We start from the raw sequence: 25,767 nt of genomic DNA on the forward strand, positions 1-25,767 counted from the left end.
CTCCTTAGTTATTTTTTGTGCCTAGCCATTTTTCACTGATCTTGTCAAAAGTTCCATCAGCTTTCATAGCACTGATTTGTTTGTTAATTTCATCTAAAAGAGTTTGATCACCCTTTCTTAAAGCAACTGCATAGTACTCATCAGATAGTGACTCCTCAGAGTAAGTAAGAGTGTTTTTCTTAGAGTTGTAATATTGTCCAGAAACAGAATCCATTACAACGGCATCTGTTCTACCAGCCTCAAGATCAAGAAGTGCTTCAACATTTGTTGCATATTTTTTAACCTCTTTAATCTCAGATGATATTGGATTTTTTTCTACTGCCAATGCCCCAGAACTTCCAAGTTGAACTCCCACTACTTTCCCAGCTAATTCATTAATCTTTGCAGGAGCTGTTCCCTTTTTAGTAAATATGATTTGTCCAACTACAAGATAAGGTTCTGTAAATGCAACTTGTTTCTTTCTTTGTTCAGTAACAGACATTCCATTCCATACCATATCTATATTTTTACTTCTTAAATCAAATATGATTGCATCCCATTCACAAGGTTTGAATTTTGCCTCAACACCCATTCTCTTAGCTACTTCCTTAGCCAAATCAATATCAAATCCAACTAACTCTCCACTCTCATCTCTAAATCCCATAGGAGCAAATGTTGCATCTAATCCTACAGTGAAATACCCTTTTTTCTTAATATCCTCTAAAGAGTTGTCCTTTCCATAAGCGATCCCACAAGTTAAAGTTAACATCATTAAAACAGCCATGAATATTTTTTTCATAATAAATCCTCCTTTGATTCTAAATAAAAAAGCCATCTAGCATTGTATCTAGATGGCTTACTAATTTATAAAAGCTTTAAGTTCCACCACAGATACAGACTCTTTAGCATTACAACTAGAGTCTGCATCTATGTCTAACATAAAAACAAACTCTCTATCTATGATGGTGATGATGTATTACGTTGTTAAGAACTTTAGTGACTTTCATAATTTTCTCCTCTTGTTTAATTAATATATGTTTATAATACTACCAAAAAAAATAAATGTCAATATTTTTTTACAAGTGTATCTATAAAAAAGACAAATTTTATTAGAATTTGTTGAAATGAAGTTTAGCCATATCTACGTCACTTTCAGTATAAGCAGGCTTTTCTTCATCTGGATATCCTAATGATATCATATTATGTAATTTTAATTCAGCTGGGACATTTAATAGTTCTTTTACTACATCTTCTGTTGAACGTCCTTCACTGTTTACTTTTCCCATAGTTTGAATCCAACAAGAACCTAAACCTAATTCATGTGCTTTTAATTGGATAACTGTACTAGCTATTGCTCCATCATCTAAACAAGTTGGTGTATCATGTACAAATATCACAACTGCTAAAGGTGCATCTGCCATAAATCCAGCTCCTCCATCTTTAGATACAGAAAGCTTTTGTAGTAACTCTTTATCATCTACAACTACATATTCATAAGGTCTTCTATTTCTTCCACTTGGAGCAACTAGAGCAGTTTTCATAAGCTCCATAATCACTTCTTTTTTTACTGGTTTATCTTTGTACTTTCTCACTGTTCTTCTACTTAAAAAATCCATATAAAAAACCTCCTATGTTTATTTAATTAAACTATATAAAAGTTCAATCTCCTCTTTCCAAATAGTATCATCTATTGTTTCAAGAATAATAGGTATATTGTCAAATCTAGGATCATTCATAAGTCTTTCAAAAAACTCCATTCCTAGAACACCTTTCCCTATGCTGTCATGTCTATCTTTTCTAGTTCCAGTATCAAACTTAGAATCATTTAGATGTACAGCTTTTAGATATTTAAACCCTATATGCTTTTCAAACTCTGACATAGTGTTTTCATATCCAGCCTCATCTTTAAGCTCATAACCAGCACATAGAGAGTGGCAAGTGTCAATACATACTCCAACTCTATCTTTATTCTCAATTTTTTCAATTATCTTTCCAATATGTTCAAATTTATATCCCATATTTGAACCTTGTCCAGCAGTTGTTTCCAATACAACTATTGCATACTCTGTGGCATCAATAGCCTTGTTGATACAATCAGCAATATTTTCTATACATTTTTCCTCGCTGATCTCATTTAAGTGACTTCCAGGGTGTGTATTTAGATATTTTAACCCCAATGCCTCACATCTTTTCATCTCATCAATAAAGGCATTTAATGATTTTTCTCTCTTTTCTGTGTCCTCTGCTCCTAAATTGATAAGATAGCTATCATGGGGTAATACATAATCAGCACTATAACCATTTTCAACCATAGCTTTTTTAAATTTAGCTATATCTTCATCTGTATATGGTTTTGCATCCCAACGTCTTTGATTTTTTAGAAATAGAGCAAAAGCTCTGGCTCCTATCTCCTTAGCATTTTTAGGAGCATTGAAAACTCCACCTGTTGTACTTACATGTGCTCCAATAAATTTATTTTTAATTCTCTCTTCTCTACTCATTTTTTCTCCTTTTCTTTGATAACAATATTATACCACAATTAGAGCTAAATACAATATTTTGAAAGGAATAATTGATTAAATAGAAATTAGTTTTATAGCATAATTTTTTTATTATATTAAATAAAAACTCCTTTTTTTAATATGAAAAACAATTTGATATAAGAAATTTATTTTGATTATTATTTCTAACTTTAGAATATAATTTAATATTTTAATTTTATAAAAAAATATTTTTTTGGTAAATTATCTACCTATTTTTAGTAAACCTATTTTCTATAATTTTCGTATCAGCAAGAGCAAAGAAAGATTAGGAGGAAAACAGATGAAAAATAATAGTTATATGAAAGTAAGATTAAGAAAAAGACCAGAGATAGAGGGAATATCTCTATTTCATTATGTAAAAAGTGGTATTAATCCTCAAAGAGAGAATTTACGTAATTTAGTGTTTAAATTTAAAGGAGAAACTTCATCAAGTGAGTTATTTAGAAAATTTTTAGCTGAGAAAATATCTCAATATTTACCTTTAATATTTGATTGTAAAAAAGAGGATTTAGTGTTATTATGTGTTCCTACTTCTAAAAAAGAGAAACTTGAAGGAAGATATAAAGGATTTTGCAATAAATTAACTTCAATGGGATTAAAGGCTGATTATGAAACTCTATATTTAAGTGAAGATGTAACAACAAAGCATATGAGTCAATATTGTCCAAATAGTAGTGGAGCAAAAACATTTGATAGATGTATCAGATTAAAAAGAGAGAATTTAGCAAAATTAAAAGGTAAAAAAGTTGTAATTTTTGATGATGTTATAACAAATGGGCATAATATTAAAGATTGCTATGATCTATTAAGAGCTAATGGAATAGATGCTAAATTTTTAACTTTAGCAAGAACATATAATGAAGTTTATGAGATTGGAAATAGTTCTTCAACTATTTATGAATATGATGGGGGAACAGAAGGATTAATGAAAAATTTAATTGATTTTGTAAACTCAATGGAAAAAACAGCAATTTAATTTTTATAGATAGGAGAAAAGGAAATGTATACAAAAGAAGAGATGATAATATTTTCAATACTATATTCAGAGATAATACAAGGAAGATTTGTAAGACAAAAATATGATTCAGAATTACTATATTTAGTATTAAAAAATTCTATAAATGAAAATATAAATATTTTTAAAGATAGTGGAAAAAATTTAATTTTAGAAAAAGCTGGAAAAGAATATATAAAAACTTACCCTAAAAAAGATTTAGGAAAAAGAATGGAGATAATTGAAAATCTATTTTCAAACTTTGATTATGATAAATATATGAAAAAAGCTAAAGAAGAATTATATCTAGCAGAAGAAAACAACATAAAAATAGTTACATTATTAGATAAAACTTATCCTAAAAACTTAAAAGAACTATCTGTACCACCATTTGTAATCTACTATAAAGGATATCTGCCACAAGATAGGGAGTTAGAAAAATCTTTAGCAATAATAGGAACAAGAACACCAGATAAAAAGTATGGTAATAGAATTGCTAAAAATCTAGGAGAGATTCTTTTAAATAGAGGTTGGTGGAATATAAGTGGATTAGCAACAGGTTGTGATGAGTATGGACATATAGGTAGTTTAGGAGCTACAGGAGCTATATTAGGACAAGGTTTAGCAACAGATCTATTTCCAGAACAAAACAGAGAGTTGGCTAGAAAAATAATAGAAAATAATGGATTTTTGATGTCAGAATTGCCACCAAGTACGAAAAGTGTAAATCTCTATTTTATTTTAAGAAATAGACTTCAATCTGGATTGACAAAAGGGATATTTGTAGTGGAAACTTCTGATAACTCTGGAACTTTACATACTGTAAAATATTCATTGGAGCAGGGGAGAGAAACATATGTGTTAGATGTGAGAGAGGTAGCAGATTTAAGAAAAGAAGAGGTAGTTAAGGGGAATATAAAGCTTTTAGATGAAAAAGAAAAGATAGCTGGAAATGTAACAATCTCTAAAAAATTAAAAGAAAAGATTATAGGGGTAAAGAAGTTAAGAGATTTTGAAAATATTTTAATAGGTAAAGAGGAAAAAATAAATATAAATTTTTCAATGGAAAATAGAGAAGTGCAGGAAAAATTGTGGTAAAAACTTATAAATAAGGGGATATATTTATAAGTTTATTGCTTAATTAAAAAGAGAACTTTAATAGTTCTCTTTTTTTGTAACCTTATTTTAACTGGTAATGTCTCCTAATAGGTAAATCGCTGAAACCCTCAATTTATGATACTTGGTTCAATGTGAATAAAGTATGTATAGGTTTGTGCTTTAAACACACTTTTTATTTTCTTCCCTATATTAGAAACAATTTTTTCTATTTTTGTTATATAACAGAGGTTATAATACTCTCTATTTTTCATTCTTTGCAGCTTTCTTTAGTAATAATAGATTTTTTCTACCCTTTTCTTTATCTTAGTTAGAATTATAACATATAGTTTTTTAAAAATCAACTTTAAAAAAAGTAAAAATCTTCCCCAAAAAAGAAAGAGGGAAGTATAAAATTAAAATATCTCAAAGAAAAGAGTATATGGAACTTTATATTTCAAGACATTGTGTATGCCAATAAATAAAGAGGAGTATTTAAGAAGTTATAAATATGGCTATATTCCAAACTATGATTTTTATAAACAAGATGTAATTTATATGTGAAATAACAAGTAATTTTAATAGAAAAATTTTTTAAAATAAAGATTTAAGGATAGTTCTATTGATTTTTTTAATAATGTTGTAAAATGAAGATATAGAGGTACAAAGGAAGTCGATATATGTATAGATTGATAATAAAATTTAAGGGAAAAGAGATAAAAATAAAAGAAAATATTTTAAGATTTGAAGTTTTGAGTTGTTTAAAGCTACAAGATGAAGTATTTCACCTAAAGGAGATTAAATTAGAAAAAAATAGTTTGATTTTAAAAATAGATGGGAAAGAGTTTCTAAATAAGTTAATAAATGAGATTACTAAATTAAAGTTAGAAAATAGAAAATTAAAGATTTTAAATTTTAATTTAGATATACAAGAGGTAAAGTTAGAGAAGTGTAAAAGATTATTGGAAGATAAAATATTAACAATAGATTTTTTAACTCCAACACTATTTAAAATCAGTTCTAATTTTAAAGGTGAGTATTCCAACTATCTATTTTTCTCTTGGTTATTGAGAAAATTTAATAAAGCTCTTCTTAAAGAAAATAAAATCAATATTTCAAGAGAGAATATTGAGAAAATCAATATAATTGACAATAGTTTAGAAAGTGTAGAGGTTCAATTAAATGATTTTATAACTACAGCTTTTAAAGGAAAATTAAAATTAGATTTTGAAAATATAGATAGTGAGTTTATTGAAAACTTTGAAAATATATTAAACTATGGATTGAAAAATGGAGTAGGTTATAAAAATAAAAATGGTTATGGAAAAATAGAAATAAATAGCTAAGGGGGTATTTATGTCAAGATATATTATGACTGTGGAAACAGTTAAGATTAAAGATTTTTTATTTTCTACTAATAAGTTGAGAATAATAAGAGGAGCAAGTTATCTTTTAGATTATCTAAATCAAATAATTGTTCCAGAAATATTAAAAAATAATGGGGTTAAAAAAGAGGATATTATCTATATAGGAGCTGGAAATGCTAAGTTTTTTGTAGATAGTGAAGATACAGCTAAAAAAATAGCTGAAGAGGTAAAAAAAGCATATAAAATAAAAGCTCCTAATTCAAAAATTGTAGCCTCTTTTGCTGAAACAGAGTATAAAGTAGGTGGAGATAATAGCAAAAATAGAAGAAAGATTTGGGAAGATATAGATAAATTAGCTGAAAATACAGCAATTGAAAAAAGTAAAGGTTTCCCTATGATGAATCTTGATTTTATAGGAGTTGAGAAATGTGAACTTTGTGGAAGAAATTCAGCTCAAATATCAGTGAAGAATTTAGAAAGAGATTTAGAGAATATAGGCTTAGTTGTAAAAGATGGAAAGGTAATTCTTGATAATTATTCATTAAGAATACCAGCACTTAGAGAGCAAATAAAGGATTTAACAGGTACAAGTGGAGATAATAAAGGAATTATTTGTGAAGAGTGTTTAAGAAAACTTATATTCTCAAATAGAATTAAAGAGATTGAAGATAAAAATTTAGAAAATGAAAATAGAAAGAAAATCAGTTTCTATAATAATATGAAAGAAAAATTTAAAAATATTGAGCTTGGAACAGAGATAAGTGACTATGAAAATGGAAAGAGCTTTATAGGGTTTATGTATAGTGATGGAGATGGATTGGGAGATTTCTTAAAAAATATATCTGATAAGTTTAAAAAAGAAACTAATAATCCAAAAGTTGAAGAGGAGTATTTAGGTTTCTTAAATAAATTTAGTGAAACATTGGATAAAAATACAAAAGAGGCTCTTATTGAAGCTATAGGTGAGATTTTTGATAAAAAGAAAGATGAGAAGAGATTTGGTGAGTTTCTAATTGTTGGAGGAGATGATGTTTGTGCAGTATTTAATCCAGAATTAGTATTAGAACTTTCTGAAAAATTCCAAAGAATATTTGAAAAGAAAATGAAAATTTATATACAAGATACAAAGGCTAAAGATAGTAGAATAACTTCTTCTTCAGGGGTTATTATAGCAAAATCTAAAACACCAGCTTTTCAACTTTTTGAACAGGCATTAAAACTTCAAAAACTTGCTAAAGCTAAGAGATATGAGCATAGTGCTAAAACAGGATTTATTGATTTCCAAGTTATAGGTTCTGAAGGTTGTGTTGATATAGATAGCTTTAGAAAAACAATAAATAAAAAAGATGAAGTTAAGAAAAAAGATAATCTAGTTATGGAAAGACCATATGCTATTGATATAGAGGAAAGTTCAAAAGTTAAAAATGTAGAGAAATTATTTACTACAATAAAGGAATTAAAAGAGATTAAGTTTCCAAAGAATAAATTAAGATATATTTATGAGCTAAAGAGAGATGAAAAATTAGAAGATTTTGAAAAGAAAATGGAGTTTATAAATATTCTTTCTAAAATGAAAGATGAGCACATTAACTTTATAAAGGAAAATTATAATATTGACTATGATTACCAAGAGTTTGAAAAATATTTTAACAATATTTTTGATATTGTAGAGCTATATGATTTTGTAGGTGGTGAAGCTGATGAAAATTAATTACACAGTTAAACTTAAAACTCCTGCTCTTACAGCATCTTTAGGGATAATAGGGAAAGATATAGATGTAGTTGTAAAAGTAGATAGTAAAGGAAAACCATTTTTTAATGGAAAGCATATAAAGGGGATTTTAAAAGAGAGAGTAACTCAATTTAAGTTGGGATTGGGAGAATCTGAAGAGGAAACAAAAAAATTTATAGATAAATATTTTGGTAAAGAGGGAAATTACATTAAAGATAATAACTTTGATAAGATAAGATTTTCCAATTTAGTTTTAGTTGATAAGAATAATTACAATATTGATGATAGATATGGAATAAAAATAGATAGAAAAACTAGAACAACTGTTCACAACTCTCTTTTTAGATATGAGCATATAACAGCTGGAACAGAGTTTAAGGGAGATATAGAAGTTCCTGATAAGATAGATAGAGAGGATCTAAAATTTATATTAGCTTGTCTATTTCACTTAGATACTATTGGTGGTTTTAAATCTAGGGGAATTGGAAAAGTAGATGTATTTATTAAAGAAAGAGAGTTAAAATATAAAGAAAATGAGGATATTATTGATAATATAATATCTGAAATTTTAAAAAGTAACAAAGAAAATTCAAAAGCAAATTTAAATGGAAAACTGAAAAAATATAGTTATACTTTAAGTTTAAAAGAGCCATTTATATTGACAGGTAGAGAGATAGGAAACTATGTAGAGGTAAGGGATTCTATTCAAGGTTCAACAGTTAGAGGGGCTATGATAGAGTACTTTGCAAAATCTAAAGATGTTTTATTGGAAGATCTGCTTTGTATAGAGGCATCAGATGCAATTTCTGGAGATATAAGTTTAGCTAGTAAGTTTATAACTAAGTATGCAATAAATGGAGATAAGATAGAGACAGATAAGATAGTAGATTCTAGAAATGAGATAGAGGATAAATCTAAGGGAAAAGGGGTAAAATTAGAGAGAAAAGGAACAACTATGCTAAAAGCAAAGGGAAATGAGATTAGTATAGCTATTAACTCTCAAACTAAATCAGTAGAAGATGGAATGCTATTTAATAGTGAGTATCTACAATGTGATGAAAAATTAATTGGAGATATAGTTTTACCAGAGGGATTAGTTGATGAAAATAAAGATTATACAATCTATCTTGGAAAGATGAAATCAAAAGGTTTTGGAGAAGCTGTTATAAAGTTTGGAAAATATGAGAAAGAGAGAGTTAATTTAAAAGCTAGAATAGAAAAGTTACAAAAACAAGCTAAGGAAAAGATTTTAACTTTTGATCTACAATCAGATTTAGTTCTACCATTTAATACTATATACAATGTAGGGGAGCAATTTAAATCATTGGTTGGAATTTCAAAGATGAAATTTATAGAAAATAAAAGTTATATTAACACAGGGAAACTAGGTGGATACAATATAATTAACAATATTAGAAAAGTTGATGAGCTGGTAATCACTAGAGGTAGTGTTTTAACTTATGAGATAGATGATTTTAATAGTATTTTACCAAAACTTGAAGAGATAGAGGAAAAAGGGCTTGGACTTAGAAAAAATGAGGGATTTGGAAGAGTGAAAATCTCTAGTGAGAGAGGTGAAAAATAGTGGAATTTGAAGTTACAAGAAAGAAAAAAGAGTATAAAAGTGAATTTCTTTTTGGAGAATTTACAGAAAGAAAAGAGATAAAAAAAGATAGTGAAAAATTAGCTGAGAGCAAAGAGGATATATTAAAAAAATATATTGAAAGGGAAGAATTTAAAAGAGCTTTAGATGGGGTAAACTCTAGCCAACTAAATAGATTTTATTCAATTTTAGAGGGAAGAAATTTTTCATTTAAAAGTAAAGAGATAGAAAAATTTGTTGAAGAGCAGATTGAAAGAAATGAAGAAAATAAAGGAACAAAAGAGTTCTATGAGTTTTTCAAAAAAAACTTTTTAGAAAATAGTGAGTTTCAAAGTGAAAATAAAAAGAATAGAGTAATTTTTGAGATGATAAAAAGATATGTTAGATATAGTATTGGTGCAAAAAAATTAAAAGAAGAAAAATTAGATGGAGAAAAGGGGGAAAATTAATATGGATTTTTCAAAATTTGAGAATAGATACAAAATAACTGGTGAGTTAATAGTATTAACAGCTTTGCATATTGGTAGTGGAAAAGAGGGGGAAAATCATGATTCTCCATTTATGAGTTTAGAGGTAAATGGTGAGAAATTATATTATATTCCTGGTTCTTCATTTAGAGGATATTTAAGCACTAAGTTAGAGAGATTTTTAGAAGAGGATAATGGAATAGTTTTAAAGGATAAAAACACAAATGATAAATTAAACTCTGCTGATGTTAAACTAATTTTTGGTTATACTAATTTAGATGGAGAAAAAGATGAAGTTAAAAATAGAGTAGCTAAAAAATTAGGATATAAAGATCTAAAACAGATAGATAGTTTTAAAAGTATGGCTGGAAGAATACATATAGCTGATATGAAGATCTTATCTGAGGTTGATTCTATAAAAAGAGATGGAATAAAAATTGATAGAAATACTGGAGCAACTGAAAAGGGAGCTAAATTTGACTATGATGTGTTACCATCAGGAACAAAGTTTGAATTTGTTATGGAACTAGAAAATCTTGAAAAGTATCAAATTAACTTAGTAGCTTTAGCTTTACAAGATATTCTTGAAGGAGATCTTTTTGGAGGAAAACTTTCAAGAGGTATAGGAAAATGTAGATTAGATATAGATAAAATTGAATATGTAGATAAATCAAATCTAAAAGATTATCTTTTCAAAAGAAAGATGGGAACTCTTAAAAAAGAGGATTTCTTAAAAATAGATGATATTGATTTAGTAATAGAATAGGAGGGAGCTATAATGAGAGAGTTTTTAAGATTAGACAACAAATTAATTTTAAAATTAAAAATAAAACCATTGTCTCCCCTATTGATAAAATTAGGAAATAAAGAAAAAGATAGTGAAGATAAAGATGGAAACTACATAGGATTTTTAACTACTGAATCAAGTACAGGAACAAAATTAGAATATAATGGTGGTAGTGAAAAAATCACTGAAGATAATAGAAAAGGGGAGATTTATATTCCTGGATCTAGTTTAAGAGGAGCATTTAGAGATAGAACTTTAGATATTCTTGATAATAATAAAGATGAGATTGAAAAGCTTTATGGAGTATCTGAGGGAGAAAAGGCATTGAAAACAAGAATCTTTATTGGAGATGCTTTTCTATATAAAGTTGATAATAGAAAGAGATTTTATTCTGATAGTGACAAAATCAGCGAAAGTTTAAAGGATATTTTAAAATCTAGATCGATCACTCCAATAGATCACTTTTCAGGAAAGGCAACTGTTCCATTAAAATTTGAATACACTACTGAAAACTTTCTTAGTGAAATAACTGTAAATAATATCTCACTTAAAGAGTTAAAAACTTTATACTTTATTTTAAGAGATAGTATAAATGGGGAATTAAGAATCGGAAACTCTAAAACAAGGGGATTTGGACAGATTGAGTTAGAGATTGAAGAGATGCTGTATTATAAATATTTTGGTAAAAAAGAGCTTATAAAAAATATGAATAAATACTTTGAAAGAATAGAGAAAAAATCAATAAAAATAGGGGATAAATATCTATGTGAGGTTTTAAAATTAAAGGAAAACTTTAATAAGATAGATGTGGAAAATCCAAATGAGTTTATTAAGGCTCTTTTTGCAGAGGTGGAATAATGGAAGATTTAAAAGTGTTTAATTTAGATGAGATAAAAGAGAGATTAAAAGAGGAAAAAGATCTAACTATACAATATATTGACTATGATAGAGAGGGAAAAATATATAGAGGGGAGTTAGAAACTCTGGATACAAATTTCTATAAGCTTTATATTTTTAATGATAACTTTATGATAACTGCTTTTAATTTTGGAGATGAAGAGATTAGATATAGTGAAATCAAAAAAAGCGATATTGTAGATGAGGAGATTAAATACTATTATCTAAACGATGGAAAGAGATTAAAAGTAAGATTTGGGAAAAAGAGTGGAATAGAGACTTTCCAATATATTGGTATAGTTGGAGGTGAGAGATAATGGCACAAAAGAAAAGCTTTTCATTAGATGATTTAGCAAAGGCACATGGAATAGAAAGAAAAGTTGAAGAAAAAAAAGAAGATTATTCTAAATATGAACCTAAAAAATATAAAGAAAGAAACAATTTTACTCCAAAAAGTTCTAACTCAACTTTATTTACCTATCCTTTTAACTTTGTTTCTTTAGGAGATAAAGTAGAAAAAGAAGAGAGAAAATTAGGAAAAAATAGTGGTAAAATAGAGTGTAGTTTAATAAATTATACTCCAATTTTTACAGGTGGAGAGAAATCAAAATCTGGAAAACATACTACTGAACAATTTTTAGAAGATAAAGATAACTACATAATTTCAGCAAGTACACTTAAAGGCGAGATTAGAAATATTATAGAAACTATCACTCACAGTTGTATAAGATGTAAAAATGAAGAGATAGTACCTGAAGAGTTTAAACCTTGTGATAATTTAAAAAGACTTTGTTTTGCTTGTAGATTATTTGGAACAACTGTAGAAAAGGCAGATGAAAACGGAAACTCTGCATATAGTGGAAGAGTTTATTTTAGTGATGCAAAACTTCCAAAAGTAGGTAATTCTACTACTGTAATTACTTTAAAACCTATGGGAGAGCCTAGAGAAACTTTAAAAAAATATTATTTAGATAGATTTGGAGAAATAAGAGGAAGAAAGTTTTATTGGCATCACACAAATCAATTAGAAAATAAGAAAAACTATCAAAATTATGAAAATATAATAAAAGATAGAGCTAAACCAACAACTACAACAGTTCATTTTTTAAAGCCTTTGAAAACATTTTCTTTTAAAGTGGAATTTAAAAATTTAACAGATATTGAGTTGGGAATGTTAATTTATGCTTTAGAACTTGAAAAAGATCTACTTCATAAGATAGGAAGAGGAAAAGCATTAGGTTTAGGTAGTTGTAAAATAAGTATAGATTCTTTGGAATTATTTGAAGAAAATAGATATAATTTTTCATTGTTTGTTTCTAATAAAAAAACAGGAGATAAAAATATCTACTTTGAAAAGATTAAAAATAAATATTTAAAAAATAATTCTCAGTTAGAACAATTAAGAGTTATTTTAAATGAAGAAAATAAATTAGATTTCAGTGAAGGGGCATATATTGAAAGGAATTCAAATAAAGGAAATATGCCTGAAATACTATCTTATAAATAATTTAAAAGGAGAGAACTATGGCTAAAATTTTAATAGCAGGTATAGGTGGTGGAGAAAAAAGAGATGGAAAGTATAGAGAAACTAACTACTCTTTAGAAGGAAAAGTCTATGAAAATAGAAGTTTCATTGCCTCAGTTATTGAAGAGCATTTTCAAATAGATAAAACAATTTTTATAGGAACAGTAGGCTCAATGTGGGATAATCTTTATGAATTCTATTGTAAAAAATACAATATAGATTATGATGAAGAGTATGCTATGAGTTTATTTGAAACTATAGTAGAAGCTAATAAAGATATGGATATCTCTCAATTAAAAATAGAGAAGTTTAATAATATATTTAATGGAAAGATAGAGGGAAGAGTTACAAAATACGGGGTGGATAGTGAGCAGATATTTGATAACTTTAATATTATTTTAAACTTACAAGACACCCTTAAAGATGGAGATGAAGTATATATTGATATTACTCACTCTTTTAGATCTAATGCCATGTGGATGTTTTTAGTTATGAATTTTATAACAGATCTTATGGATAAAAATATTGAGATAAAGATGATCTCTTATGGAATGTTTGAAATAGCTGATAGAACTAGCAACATCACTCCAATTATTGATTTAAATGCTTTCTATAAACTTTTAAAATGGATTAAAGGAGCTCAATCTTTTAAAAATTATGGAAATAGTTATCTTTTATTAGATAATATTGAAAATGAAGAGTTGAGAAAAAAACTGAAAACTTTCTCTCATGCTATGAACCTTAATTATATTGGAACTTTAAAGCAAAATTTAAACTCTCTAAAAAAATTATTACCTGAAATTGATGAGATGAAAGGACCAGGTAAATTGCTTATACCTCAAATTGTAAGAGAGTTTGTAAAAGAGTTTGATGGAGTAAAAAAAGATTTTATTCTTCAAGTGAGATTGGCTAAGTGGCACTATAAACAAAGTAGATATGCTATGGCATATATCAATATTAATGAAGCAATAAAGGGATATGTAGCAGATGAGTTAAGGGAGTTTTATCCTGATAAAAGTGAAGAGGAATTACTAGATTATGCTAGAAAATGGTTCTTTAAATTAGAGCCTAGAGTTTCAAGACCAAACTTTAAAAAAGATAATGAAAACAAGAAGATAATAGAGTATTATAAGATTTTTGATCACAGTAGAAGGGTTAGAAATGATATTGCTCACTCTCTAGGGCAAAAGGATAGTGCAATAAATGATATAATAAGTTTAGAAAATTATTGTGCTAAATTAGAGGATATGTTATCTAAAGAGGGATTTATCTACAATTGGGAACTTGATAATAATCTATTAGAAAAATAATTTATGTAAAAACAGATAATTTTTAAGGTAACTCCAGCAATTTTTGTTGGAGTTATTTTATTGCCAACAAATTATTAAATTAAATATTTGATAAGTTTTACAAAAAAGTAAAAAAGGTGTTAATATATCTAAGTACCAACACCTAAAATCATCTATCTAATATTTTTTATTATTTTAAAGTACTAATATAATTTGTTGTTATTTTTTTCAAAAATGGAATTGTTAATATAGCTGTCATAAAATCTGCAAAGGGAAGAGCTAACCAAATTCCATTAATTCCTAAAAATTTCGGTAAAATTAAAAGTCCGATAAATACAAAGATAAAACTTCTCGACATACATATCACATTAGAAATTTTTGCTCTATCTATTGCTTGAAGATAAGCTATATTTACAAAGTTAAATCCTAAAAATGAAAGAGCTGCTGAATATAAGATAAACCCTTTTGCTGACTCTTTTATCAACTCAATATCTGAAGTAAAGATATTTACCATATATTTTCCTAAAAACAGTATTGCAATAAGTGAGATTATTGAAATTACAAAAGTAACCTTATGTGTATAGATAAGAATTTTTTTTATTCTTCCAAAGTTCCTTCTTCCATAGTTATAACTTACAATAGGTTGTATCCCTTGAGAAAGTCCAGTAAATAACATTCTAAACAACATAAAACTATATGAGATAATTCCATATGCAGATGTGGCAAAAACTCCAGCCTCTTTCATAAAGGCTATATTTAAAAGAACAGTGATTATAGCCACAGCAAATTCCAGTACAAAAGATGGAAAGCCAATGTTAATTATTCTTTTCATTATTCTAAAATCTAAATTTTTCCAAGAGAGATCAAGTTTAAAAGTTGACCCAACAAAATGTCTACAAAGATAGATAGCTGCAACTATTTGGCTGATGGCAGTAGCATAAGCTCCCCCTTCTATCCCTAAATGAAATTTAAAGATAAATAGATAGTCTAGTACTATATTCATTCCAGCCCCAATAAGAGTTGACTTCATAGCCCTTTTAGGTGCATTGTCACTTCTAACAACTGCATTTAAAGAGGTAGCTATCATTAAAAATGAAGTTGATACAGTACAAGGATACATATACCCTTTAATCATTGGCAATAGCTCTTCACTTGCTCCCAATGCCATCATTACTGGATTTGTAAATAGAAATATTGCTATTGCAACGATAATATACACTACAATATTTAGAAAAATTATGTGTGAGAAATATTTGTTTTGATATTTTATATCTCCTTTTTTAAAGGTTATAAGGGTAGCTCCCCCTATTCCAAACATCAAACTAAGAGCAACTGTAAAGTTAATAATAGGATACCCTATATTTACAGCAGCAATTCCAGCACTTCCTACCCCTCTTGTAATAAAAATTCCATCAGCTACTGTATACAAAAATGTCATAATCAAGCTTATAGTAGCTGGCATAGCAAAACTAATAAATAGTTCTGTAAGATTTCCATTTTCCAAATCCAACTTTTTTTTCATACTATTCCCCCTTAAATTTTTATAAAATTAATTTATGTATTATATATATGTTTTATATTATTATACAAGATTTTATAAAAAATTCAATATAAAAAGCCATTAAACCATAAAATTTTCTTTTTGCCAAAACAGTTATAATATCTCCTTTTCTTTTAATAAAAATAGCCCTCTATGAAACTTATTTTTATCATAGAAAGCTATTTAAAGCAGATACTTTATAATTTTTTCTCACTTTTATTTACTTTTTAAATATATTTAATTATCCGTTTTCACTATCCTCTTCAATTTTTACTTTGCTATTGTTATTAATATAGTAATAATTAAACCCTAATTTTCTCAACTCCTCTACACTTAAATTAGGATTATTATTTCTTTTAAAAATAAATTTGATATCTTGGTTTAAGAATTCTTTAATAACTAAAAAAGCCTCAATATCTTTTAACTCTAATAATTCAGGATCACAAGCATTAATATTATTTAGATTAAGAGGTGTATTTCTATCCTCTTTATAAATTTTTTTAAAATTGAAATTACAATTATTTATTTCACAATCTAATTTATCCCAATTTTTAACCCCTTTTATATCAAAAAACAGATCTTCTTCAGAAAGTTTAAGTGAGTTAGTTAGAGTGTGAACCCTTTCTAAAAATAATCCCCAGTCTAAAATATAGTTTAATCTTATGGTAAAAAAAAGTTTTTTATTTCCATATCCTTTTTCAATTGCAAGTTGATAAGATTTTTCTAAGATTTTAAGAATTAAAGTTTCAAATATATCCTCTTCAAATGCAAGTTGATACATAATCTCTTTGTCATCAAAACCAATAGCAGTAAAATCTTTTATAATTTTATAGCCATAGATAGAATTATCCTCGATATCGTAAACTGGAATAAAATTAAATTTTATTTTTTCGACAATTCTTTTAAAATAAAATTGTACCATAAAAACCTCCTAATACTAAAGGTTAAAATCTTTTACACCATCTCGAAGAATATTCAAATCTACAAATCTAAAGCTTTCAAGAGTCATATCATCAAATTCAGAAAAACTTTTTCTACCAGGAATTTTTTTAGCAATTCCAATAACACTATCAATCAATCTTTTTTGTTCCTCATCCTCAAAGATCTCTTTAGAAAGAGCAATTGATTTAAAAGGATTTTCAACATTTTCAAGATTGTACATAATAGGATCTGAAAGAAGTTTATGCCCCTGATAAATTTGTTCTTTTACTTTGTTTAAGATTTCTAAAAAATCTAATCTTTGAAAATAGAAAACTTCATTTGTTTCTTTATAGAAATTAAAAACCTTGTTGTTATTTGTAATAATAATAAATTCCATAAAAATCTACCTCCCGTTATTTTATTATCACATAAACTACAATTCGTCAAGATGTAGAGTGAGAAAAAAATAAAAAAGATAAATTTGAACGGAACTTAAATTATGAACTTAATTTAATTTTTTGATATAGAACTGCTATAATTAAAATATCAATGTACTTATTCTACAATAAACACAAATATCTGTATAAAAGAAAAAAGGAGAGAAAACTCCCTCCAATTTTCAGAAAAAAACTACTATAAAGATAGTATATCAAATTTTGTTGTTTTTGCAAGAAATATTTTACAAAAGTAGTAAAATATAAATTTTAATCGGCTTTTTTAATTTGGAAACTATAAATAATCATTAAAAGTCCAGCAAATAGAAGATAGAATCCTATTATCATTGGAAGGATAAAATCTAAAATTAAAGGACAAAGAATAATCATAACTCCAAAGATAACATCTAATATACCTCTAGTTACAGCAAGAGCTCTTAAACCATGAGTTTCAGGGATCTCGTTTGCAAAAGATTTTGATTTTGTAAAGATAAGTGAGAATCCTTTAAACATAATTAATATACCTATATATATTAAAAGTACAATTACACTTTGGAATGGATTGACAAATATACAGATAGCTGCAAGTATATCTATAATACCATTAAAAAGTATAAGTCCCCAATGGAAATACTTGTTGTGTCTACCTTTAAAAGCATAGTATACATTTAAAAATCCCATTAGTAAAAATCCATAACTTAATATATAGATAAGAGAGATAGAGAAAACCACAGGAGTAAATATTCCCATTGCTCCTGTAACAGCCAATAAGATCCCGATTATAAGGTAATAATACCAAATCTTCTTTAATGAACCTTTTAAATCAAAGATGTCAATAAAAACATTATCAGTTAACATAAAAAACCTCCAGTAAAATTTGTTTATCTACTAGAGGTATACTCCTAATAAAAGTTAATCCTTTTTATTTTGAAAAAAATTTATTATAAATGTTTCAACAGCTATCTCATCATCAATCATACCACTTTTAATATTAAATTCTATCTCAAGTATTTTTTGTAGCTTTTCTTCTAAAAACTCAACTTGAAAATCACCTATATTTTTAAATTTTAAAAATATTTGGTAAGGATGAAAATATCCATTATCTCTTTTAAAATATTTTTTTACATTTTCAAAGATAGAATCATTAAACTTTTTATAAGAGGTATTTTTAGTTATTATATCCTCTTTAGCAAGGAGTGCTATCTTTAAGTTTAAAATCAATTCTTCAGAGATAATATATAGAAATCCCATATACTCCTTTTCATTTTGTAAAAACTCTAAAAGTGGAGTAACTTTTTTTTGATATAAAAACTCCTCAATAAGCTGTTTATGATTGTACTCTTTATTGATAGATAAGATAGGCATTACCTTTGTGAGATTAAAAAGTTCACCATCTAAGAAGTTTTTAACCTTTTCAGCCTCATTTTTTATCTTGAAAAAATCATTTCCCACTATCTCAATAAATTTTTCAGCCTCATATTCTGAGATATTAAGCTCTTTTTGAACAAAAAATATACCTGCTTTTTTCTCATTTTCCTTTCTAAAACATATAACCTTAGCTATCTCCTCTATAACTTTCATAGCTTTTTTAGGAACTTCATTTTTTATCTTTCCATAATCACTTAAAAATTCTTCATATACGATTATTATCTCTTTTTGAGCTAAACTAAAAAGTTTTAAAGATTTAAAAAAAGATTCAAGATTTTTTATCTCTTCAGCTCTCTTTAAAATTATCAGCTCTTTAGGAGAGAACATTGAATTAGTAGAAACAATTTGAAAAAACTGCTCCTCCTCTTTTTGAGAGGCATCAAAAAATATTTCAGGAATTTTAGGAAACTCATTTTTTATCTTTTCCACTAACTCTTCATATTTTATTTGAAGTGGTGAAGTGTCACCATGTAAAAAATATAGCATTATATCCTCCTAACAATTAAAATATTCATTAATCATTATATTATTTTTTAGATAAAAAATCAAAGGGTTTACCAAAATTATAATTTAACAATAAATTTAAAAAACTTTAAGTATTTTTTTATAAATTAAGGTATAATAAAGTTAACTTTAGAGTAGGAGAGAAAATATTAATGAAAAAAATAGTAAGCAAAAGTTTTATACTTAACTTTTTTTATGGAGTACTATGGTTTGCACCACTGTATTTTTTTGTTAGAGATTTTTTTAATATTAATGATATAGGGATTATTTTTGAACGAGACACATTTAACATAATGTTGTTTTCTATAAAGCAGGGGTTATACTCAACTTTAATAGCTCTACTTGTAGCATTGATACCAGCTTATTTAACAGCATATGAAAGGGGAACTATAAGCAAATTGTTGCAAGGGTTGCTTTTTATTCCATTCTTTTTCCCTGTAATATCAACAGTTACGATTTTTTCCATAATCTTTAACTTGGAATTTTTCAGAAATTTAAATATTTTGTATACTTTAAAAGCTATTGTAATAGCCAATGTTTTTTATAACTCACCTATCTTTATAAAATATATAAGTGAGGGATTAAAAAGGATTCCAAAAGAGATTGTTGAAGCTATGAAATTAGATGGAGCTGGAAAGATAAAAATATTTTTTTCGGGACAACTTCCTTTGATAATGCCACAACTTTTTAGAGCCTTTATATTGGTTTTTACCTATTGTTTTGTAGGATTTGGGATAATTCTTTCATTAGGGGGAATACAGTTTTCAACTTTAGAAGTTGAGATAGCAACAACTTTAATGAGTGATCTAAACTTTTCTAAAGCTATGATATATGGATTATTACAATTTGTTATCCTTATAATTTTAAACTCTATTGGTGGAAAGATAACTGAGTATGAGTTAGAGGGAGAAGAGGAGATTCAGAAACAAAATCTCTTTATGAGAGGGTATTCAATAATATACTTGATACTCCAATATTTTGTTGTATTTTCAAGTGTGGTATTCTCTTTTTATAACTATTATATAGGTAAGTTTTCTCTTGATGCTTATAAAAGGATATTTTCTCAAGAGTTCAACGAGGAATTTGAGGTTATAAAGGGGATTGTAAATTCTATTGGAATCTCAACAGTTGTGAGCTTTATAACAGTTATCTTTATATATCTGATTATTAAAAATTACAATAGATTGATAGATATTATAATCTTTGCCAATCTAGGGGTATCAGGGGCTTTTTTAGCTATCTCACTTTTTTATCTAAATGTGCTATTTGATATTCCATTGATTGCTCTCCTGATAGTTGGATATGTATTGAGTAGTATCCCTGTTGGGTATTCATTTATGTATCAATATATAAAGAAGTTTCCTAGAATTTTGTTGGAAAGCTCTATGTTAGATTGTAATAATGGTTTTGAAAGATTTAGATATATTGAGTTTCCTATTTTGAAAAATCTATTTCTATCAGCATTTTTACAGATATTTGCCATTGTATTTGGAGAGTTTACAATAGGTTACACTATGCAGCTAGAGGACCTGTTTCCTGTGGCATCACTGGTAAACTATTCAATGGTAGCAAATAAAAAATATTTGGAAAGTGCTGCTTTTAGTTCAGTTATTTTAATTGTTGTGTTTATGTTTTTTATTATTGGAGAATATTTTAAAGATAAAGAGTAGTTTTAGGGGGTAAAAATGGTTAATTTTGCAATAATTGGAACAAGCTCAATAAGTGAAAAATTTATTGGAGCATTAAAAAATAGTGGTAAATGCAATCTTTATGCACTACTTTCAAGAAGCGAATCAAAGGGAAAAGAGTTTGCTAAAAAACATGGAATTGAAAAGGTATATACAGATATTAATGAGATGCTAAAGGATGAAAAAATAGTTGCTGTATATATAGCCTCACCAAATGGAAAGCATTTTGAACAGACAAAATTGGCTTTAGAGGCTAAGAAAAATGTTATCTGTGAAAAGCCTATTGTGCCAAGTGTTGAGGAGTTTGATATATTGGTAGATTGTGCTAAAAGAAATGGTGTTGCTCTTATGGAAGCTATGAGACCAACAATGAATCCTAACTTTAAAATAATTAAAGATAGTTTAGAGAAAATAGGGGATATTAGACAATTTATGTTGAAATATTGTCAATACTCATCAAGATATGATCTTTTAAAAGCTGGAGAGGTAACAAATATCTTTAATAAAGAGATGAAAGGGGGATCTCTCTATGATATAGGAGTTTATCCATTGTATTTTGCTATTGCAATGTTTGGAGAGCCAGAGGAGTATTTTGGATATAACTATATATTAGAAAGTGGTGTAGATGGTTGTGGCTCAATTCTGTTAAAATATAAGGATAAAATAGGGAATATTTCATACTCTAAGATAACTGATGAGAGATCTCAAAGTGAGATTTTAGGAGAAAAGGGATCTATTGTAATAGATAAGGTTTCACAAGTTAAAGGGATAAAGATAAAATATAGAGATGGAAAAGAGGAAGATATAGAACTGGAAGTAGCTGAAAATGATATGATTTATGAGATAGATGAATTTGTAAATCTTATTAAAAAAGGTGAGATTGAATCTAAAGTAAATAGTTTTGATATATCGAGAAAAGTTGTAGAGATAATGGAAAAACTAGCTAATAGATAGGTGGATTATGTGGGGGATATTTAAAAAGAGGGATAGAGAAAAGGCAGTAGATGAGGATAGAATTTTTACAAGAAAGATAGATAAAGAAAATCTACTGAAAAAAGATTTAAAAAGAGAGCTAGAAAGAAATATTAAAAATTTAGAGAAGAGAGAGGTAAAAGAGATTGATACCTCTCTTTTAAACAAGAATTACAAGATTGACTATAAAAATTCTCTCAACGAAGAGCAACTAAAGGCATTGACTTCGATAGAGGGGCAGTATTTGGTGATAGCTGGGGCAGGCTCTGGAAAAACAAGAACTATAATATATAGAACAGCTTTTTTATTGGAGCAAGGGATAAAAGAGGAAGAGATTTTAATGGTAACCTTTACTAGAAAAGCTGCTGATGAGATGAAAAGCAGATTGGAAGATCTACTTGAAAGGGATATAAAAGTTGAGATTGGGACATTTCACTCTTTTTGCATGAAATTAATGGGAAAAAATAGGAATCTATTTAATTTGGAAAAAATTATAGTAATAGATGAGAAAGAGAAAAAAAGTATTATAGGGGTAATTATTAGAGAGAAAAGATTAAAATTAGAAATTGGAAAAGAGAGGGTTTTAAATATAATTGAGGGGCTAGAAAAGGGAAAAAATATAGATGATATCCTTACTGAAAAGGAGAAAGAGTACAAGGAACCTCTTGAAAACTTAATAAGAGATTATAAAAAATATAAGAAGATCAATAGGTTGTTTGATTTTAATGATCTAATAGATAAAGTCCTTATAAAGCTAAAAAGTGACATTGATTTTAGAAGATATCTTCAGAAAAAATACAGATATATAATTGTTGATGAGTACCAAGATACAGATAAAAAGCAGAGGGATATATTGAAGATGATCTGTGGAAAAGATGGGAACTTAATGGTAGTTGGAGATGATTATCAAAGTATATATGGGTTTAGAGGGGCAGAGTTTGAAAATATTTTAAGATTTAATGAGGATTTTCCCAATAGTTATCTTATAAAGTTAGAGAAAAATTATAGAAGTACAGAGGAGATAGTGGAGTACTCCAATAAGATAGCCTCTAAATTTCATCTGAAATATAATAAGATTGCAAAATCTACTGGGAGAAGAGGGGGTAAACCTAATATTTTAAAATTTAAAGATGAAAATCTCCAAAATAGATTTATAGTTGAAAAGATATTGAAGTTTCAGAAAGATGGAATAAAATATGGTGATATGGCTATTATTTACAGGGATAGATATAGTGTAATTAAGTTGGAAAAACTTTTATTAGAAAATAGCATTCCATATGAAAAGAAGATAGACAACAATGTTCAAGAGTTTGAAGTTGAGCTATATTTAAAGCTTTTAAATCTAAAGAGAGAGCCTGAAAGTATTCTCTACTGGGAAGATATTTTAGAATATATTCCTAAAAATAGTAAGATCTCTGTTTTTGATATATTAGATAGAAAAGAGAAAAACTCAAAGATTTTAAAAATATGTAAATGGTTAGAAAATGATTATACTTTAGAAGAAAGTTTGAAAATATCTATGAATTTAATGGAAGATATTATTCAAGATAGAGTACTGAAATTTGAAAAAATAGCTGAAATAAATTCAAAAATTAATCTAAATATTAATTTAGAAAACTATATTAAAGAATTTAATAGATATTTAACTAAAAAAGATAGTGATAATAAGGTAGCTCTGATCTCTGTTCACAGTTCAAAGGGGCTAGAGTGGAAGGTTGTTTTTATTCCTATGATGTTAGAGGGTATCTTTCCAAGTAGTTTAAGTGAGGAGAATTTAGAAGAGGAGAAAAGGCTATATTATGTAGCTTGTAGTAGAAGTAAGGAGTTTTTATATCTCCTCTATCCAGAGTATTTTTATGAAAAATTGGGGTATTTTAACAAAAAATCCTCTTTTTTAAAGTTCTAATTTTTAACTATATTATTTATTTTTGTATTATAAAAAATATTATCCCAATATCAACAAAAGCCGTAATTTACTAGAGAATATTAGAATCCCTTAGCGAAATGTAGTTAAGAAAATGCAACGTGTTTGAGCGAAGTTTACGGAGCGAGTTTTGCATTTTCAACGGAATGAGCCTAGGGATTCTTTATTCTTTAGTATGAAGGCTAGTTGATATTAAAAATATAAGTTTTACTTTATAATCTCTTTTAGTTCTAAAATACTTTTTATTTTAAAATCTGGGATAATATCACTGTTATTTTCCTCATTTTCTAAATTTATCCAACAAGTTTTAATTCCACCATTGATACCACCTTTAATATCAGCAGTTAAAGAGTCACCTACAATTATAACTCTATCCTTAGGAATGTCACCTATCTTTTCAAAAATATAGTCAAAATATCTTTTATCAGGCTTATTGAACCCAACCTCTTCAGAGATAAACATATAATTCATATATTTATCCAATCCGACTTTTTTCATTCTTTTTATCTGGATATCTTTTCCCCCATTTGAGGCAGTAGCCATCTTAACTTTACCATCAAAATATCTGCAAATCTCATCTGCTCCATCTAAAAGATATGCTCCCTCTCCCAATCTTTTTCTAAATTTTATATTAGACTCTTTAGTATCCCCAGTTAAACCATATTCACTAAAAAGTTGATCAAATCTAGCATAACCAAGTTTATCTTTATCAATATTCCCTTTTTCTAGTTCTTGCCAAAAGAAAATATTGATCTTATGATATCTAGTGTAAATGTTTTCATTAAACTCAAAACCATACTCTTCAAAAGTTTCTTTTAAAGCATTTTTTTCTGTAAGATTAAAATCTAAAAGTGTACCATCTATATCAAATAGTATTAAATCAAAATTCATCTTTTCACTCCTGTTTTTTTATAAGATTATATCATAAAATATGTATCTTTGAACAATATTTATTTTATATTGAAAATTCCCTTTTAAAACTTCTATAAAAATGTTAAAATTTAGGGAGAAATTAAAATAGGAAAAAGAGGAAGATATGGCAGTTTATACATATTTAAGTAAAGAGGACATAAATAATATAGCAAAAGAATATGATTTAATGGTATACTCCTTTGAAGGTATTCCAGAGGGAATCTTAAATACAAACTATCTTTTAAATACAGATAGAGGGAAATTTATTTTAAGAGTTCTTGAGGGAAATAGAAGTTTTGATTCTGAAAAAGAGGAGCTAGATTTTTTATTGGAATTAAATAAAATAATTCCTTGTACAATCCCTTATAAAACTAAATCTGGTGAAACTTTGATAAGATATAACAATAAACTTATGAGCCTTTTTTATTATATTGATGGGGAGAAAATAGAAAAAATTACACCTGATTATCTTAAAGAGATTGGGATATTATTGGGAAAATTACATAATTTTTCTCAAAATAAGATTATAAGTAGAAAAACAAGAATAGATGAAAACTACTATTTTAAAAAGTTAAATTTGAAATCTGTTAATATTCCAAAGGTTGATATAGATGAGATTTCAAAATTGTATAATAAGCTATCAAAAATAGATTTTACCTCTCTTCCACATGGAATTATACACAATGATATCTTTCCAGATAATGTCTTTGTTAAAAATAATAAAATTGTAGGGATTCTTGATTTTAATGATGCTACAACTGCTCCCTTTATTTTTGATATTGGAATTGTGATTAACTTTTGGATTAGAATTAAGAGATTTGATTCTACACAAGAGAGAGAGTATATAAAAATATTTTTAGATGCCTATGAAAGCATAAGGAAATTAACTTCTAAAGAGTGGGAGTTATTGGATATGGGTATATTGAAAATGGCATTGGCATTTATTTTAGTTAGGATAGATAGGCTTATTGTGAGAAAAGAGGAGAGTGCTTTAATAGAAGAGAAAAGTTATAAAGAGTTGATGTTACTGTTAAAATATTTTTAAACTAATAAAGTAACTACTCAGCTATGTAGTTTACAAAAAATTAAAAATCAGCTAAAAATTAGGAGAATTTGCTTAGTGCGGATTCTCCTTTTTAACTGATTACTGGAAGCATTATGTCACA

Annotated in this window: 24 protein-coding genes; 15 read left to right on the forward strand and 9 right to left on the reverse strand. The window is 27.1% G+C overall.

Features of this window, described 5'->3' with window-relative positions:
* Nucleotides 1-4 precede the first annotated feature (4 nt).
* The 3 genes from I6E31_04455 to nfo form a co-directional block, all read right to left on the reverse strand.
* The gene (locus I6E31_04455; protein MCF2639221.1) at nucleotides 5-778 is read right to left on the reverse strand and encodes an amino acid ABC transporter substrate-binding protein; all 774 of its coding nucleotides are present in this window, start codon (nucleotides 776-778) and stop codon (nucleotides 5-7) included.
* Between the two features lie 310 nt (nucleotides 779-1,088).
* Entirely contained in the window at nucleotides 1,089-1,595 is a 507-nt protein-coding gene (locus tag I6E31_04460; protein MCF2639222.1) for a nitroreductase family protein, read from the reverse strand.
* Between the two features lie 18 nt (nucleotides 1,596-1,613).
* Nucleotides 1,614-2,480 (reverse strand): deoxyribonuclease IV, encoded by an 867-nt coding sequence (nfo, locus tag I6E31_04465; protein ID MCF2639223.1) that lies wholly within the window; start codon nucleotides 2,478-2,480, stop codon nucleotides 1,614-1,616.
* A 322-nt stretch (nucleotides 2,481-2,802) separates the two neighbouring features.
* On the opposite strand from nfo, the gene I6E31_04470 reads away from it, so the two are divergent.
* The 11 genes from I6E31_04470 (at nucleotide 2,803) to I6E31_04520 (ending at nucleotide 14,299) form a co-directional block, all read left to right on the forward strand.
* Entirely contained in the window at nucleotides 2,803-3,498 is a 696-nt protein-coding gene (locus I6E31_04470) for a hypothetical protein (GenBank protein MCF2639224.1), read from the forward strand.
* A 24-nt stretch (nucleotides 3,499-3,522) separates the two neighbouring features.
* Nucleotides 3,523-4,614, forward strand: coding sequence for a DNA-protecting protein DprA (locus I6E31_04475; protein MCF2639225.1), 1,092 nt, complete (start codon nucleotides 3,523-3,525; stop codon nucleotides 4,612-4,614).
* A gap of 677 nt (nucleotides 4,615-5,291) precedes the next feature.
* The gene (cas6, locus tag I6E31_04480) at nucleotides 5,292-5,957 is read left to right on the forward strand and encodes a CRISPR system precrRNA processing endoribonuclease RAMP protein Cas6 (protein ID MCF2639226.1); all 666 of its coding nucleotides are present in this window, start codon (nucleotides 5,292-5,294) and stop codon (nucleotides 5,955-5,957) included.
* Between the two features lie 10 nt (nucleotides 5,958-5,967).
* The gene (locus tag I6E31_04485) at nucleotides 5,968-7,689 is read left to right on the forward strand and encodes a hypothetical protein (protein MCF2639227.1); all 1,722 of its coding nucleotides are present in this window, start codon (nucleotides 5,968-5,970) and stop codon (nucleotides 7,687-7,689) included.
* Nucleotides 7,679-9,295, forward strand: a complete 1,617-nt coding sequence (locus I6E31_04490) for a hypothetical protein (GenBank protein MCF2639228.1) — start codon at nucleotides 7,679-7,681, stop codon at nucleotides 9,293-9,295. Before I6E31_04485 ends, I6E31_04490 begins: the two co-directional genes overlap by 11 nt.
* Nucleotides 9,295-9,762 carry a hypothetical protein gene (locus I6E31_04495; protein ID MCF2639229.1) on the forward strand — a complete coding sequence of 156 codons (468 nt, stop codon included), beginning with the start codon at nucleotides 9,295-9,297 and terminating at the stop codon, nucleotides 9,760-9,762. The genes I6E31_04490 and I6E31_04495 overlap by 1 nt, the downstream gene beginning before the upstream one ends.
* A gap of 1 nt (nucleotide 9,763) precedes the next feature.
* Entirely contained in the window at nucleotides 9,764-10,546 is a 783-nt protein-coding gene (locus tag I6E31_04500; GenBank protein MCF2639230.1) for a hypothetical protein, read from the forward strand.
* Nucleotides 10,547-10,558: 12 nt separating this feature from the next.
* The gene (locus I6E31_04505) at nucleotides 10,559-11,425 is read left to right on the forward strand and encodes a hypothetical protein (protein MCF2639231.1); all 867 of its coding nucleotides are present in this window, start codon (nucleotides 10,559-10,561) and stop codon (nucleotides 11,423-11,425) included.
* Nucleotides 11,425-11,781 (forward strand): hypothetical protein, encoded by a 357-nt coding sequence (locus tag I6E31_04510; protein ID MCF2639232.1) that lies wholly within the window; start codon nucleotides 11,425-11,427, stop codon nucleotides 11,779-11,781. The genes I6E31_04505 and I6E31_04510 overlap by 1 nt, the downstream gene beginning before the upstream one ends.
* Nucleotides 11,781-12,971: a TIGR03986 family CRISPR-associated RAMP protein gene (locus I6E31_04515; GenBank protein MCF2639233.1), complete on the forward strand. Its 1,191-nt coding sequence runs from the start codon at nucleotides 11,781-11,783 to the stop codon at nucleotides 12,969-12,971. The genes I6E31_04510 and I6E31_04515 overlap by 1 nt, the downstream gene beginning before the upstream one ends.
* A gap of 17 nt (nucleotides 12,972-12,988) precedes the next feature.
* Entirely contained in the window at nucleotides 12,989-14,299 is a 1,311-nt protein-coding gene (locus tag I6E31_04520) for a TIGR02221 family CRISPR-associated protein (protein MCF2639234.1), read from the forward strand.
* A gap of 169 nt (nucleotides 14,300-14,468) precedes the next feature.
* Here the strand turns inward: I6E31_04520 and I6E31_04525 are convergent, their stop codons facing one another.
* The 5 genes from I6E31_04525 to I6E31_04545 all read right to left on the reverse strand — a co-directional run bounded on the left by I6E31_04525 (nucleotide 14,469) and on the right by I6E31_04545 (nucleotide 19,087).
* Nucleotides 14,469-15,800 carry an MATE family efflux transporter gene (locus I6E31_04525; protein MCF2639235.1) on the reverse strand — a complete coding sequence of 444 codons (1,332 nt, stop codon included), beginning with the start codon at nucleotides 15,798-15,800 and terminating at the stop codon, nucleotides 14,469-14,471.
* Between the two features lie 259 nt (nucleotides 15,801-16,059).
* Entirely contained in the window at nucleotides 16,060-16,740 is a 681-nt protein-coding gene (locus I6E31_04530; GenBank protein ID MCF2639236.1) for a hypothetical protein, read from the reverse strand.
* A 15-nt stretch (nucleotides 16,741-16,755) separates the two neighbouring features.
* On the reverse strand, nucleotides 16,756-17,136 hold the full coding sequence (locus I6E31_04535) for a GrdX family protein (protein ID MCF2639237.1): 381 nt from the start codon (nucleotides 17,134-17,136) through the stop codon (nucleotides 16,756-16,758).
* Between the two features lie 307 nt (nucleotides 17,137-17,443).
* Nucleotides 17,444-18,031 (reverse strand): DUF308 domain-containing protein, encoded by a 588-nt coding sequence (locus I6E31_04540; protein ID MCF2639238.1) that lies wholly within the window; start codon nucleotides 18,029-18,031, stop codon nucleotides 17,444-17,446.
* 54 nt (nucleotides 18,032-18,085) lie between these two features.
* Complete coding sequence (locus I6E31_04545; GenBank protein ID MCF2639239.1) at nucleotides 18,086-19,087, reverse strand: hypothetical protein; 1,002 nt, start codon at nucleotides 19,085-19,087, stop codon at nucleotides 18,086-18,088.
* Between the two features lie 170 nt (nucleotides 19,088-19,257).
* Here I6E31_04545 and I6E31_04550 point away from each other — a divergent pair, with 170 nt between their 5' ends.
* Genes I6E31_04550 through I6E31_04560 form a run of 3 tightly spaced genes read left to right on the forward strand, consistent with a single transcriptional unit; the run spans nucleotide 19,258 to nucleotide 23,671 of the window.
* The gene (locus tag I6E31_04550) at nucleotides 19,258-20,775 is read left to right on the forward strand and encodes an iron ABC transporter permease (protein ID MCF2639240.1); all 1,518 of its coding nucleotides are present in this window, start codon (nucleotides 19,258-19,260) and stop codon (nucleotides 20,773-20,775) included.
* Nucleotides 20,776-20,790: 15 nt separating this feature from the next.
* The gene (locus I6E31_04555) at nucleotides 20,791-21,747 is read left to right on the forward strand and encodes a Gfo/Idh/MocA family oxidoreductase (GenBank protein ID MCF2639241.1); all 957 of its coding nucleotides are present in this window, start codon (nucleotides 20,791-20,793) and stop codon (nucleotides 21,745-21,747) included.
* A gap of 7 nt (nucleotides 21,748-21,754) precedes the next feature.
* Nucleotides 21,755-23,671, forward strand: coding sequence for an ATP-dependent helicase (locus tag I6E31_04560; GenBank protein MCF2639242.1), 1,917 nt, complete (start codon nucleotides 21,755-21,757; stop codon nucleotides 23,669-23,671).
* A gap of 225 nt (nucleotides 23,672-23,896) precedes the next feature.
* On the opposite strand, the gene I6E31_04565 is transcribed toward I6E31_04560, so the two are convergent.
* Entirely contained in the window at nucleotides 23,897-24,580 is a 684-nt protein-coding gene (locus tag I6E31_04565; GenBank protein ID MCF2639243.1) for a YjjG family noncanonical pyrimidine nucleotidase, read from the reverse strand.
* A gap of 145 nt (nucleotides 24,581-24,725) precedes the next feature.
* On the opposite strand from I6E31_04565, the gene I6E31_04570 reads away from it, so the two are divergent.
* Entirely contained in the window at nucleotides 24,726-25,646 is a 921-nt protein-coding gene (locus I6E31_04570; GenBank protein MCF2639244.1) for a homoserine kinase, read from the forward strand.
* Nucleotides 25,647-25,767 lie beyond the last annotated feature (121 nt).

Source organism: Fusobacterium varium (assembly GCA_021531615.1).
GTDB classification, from domain to species: Bacteria; Fusobacteriota; Fusobacteriia; order Fusobacteriales; family Fusobacteriaceae; genus Fusobacterium_A; species Fusobacterium_A varium_C.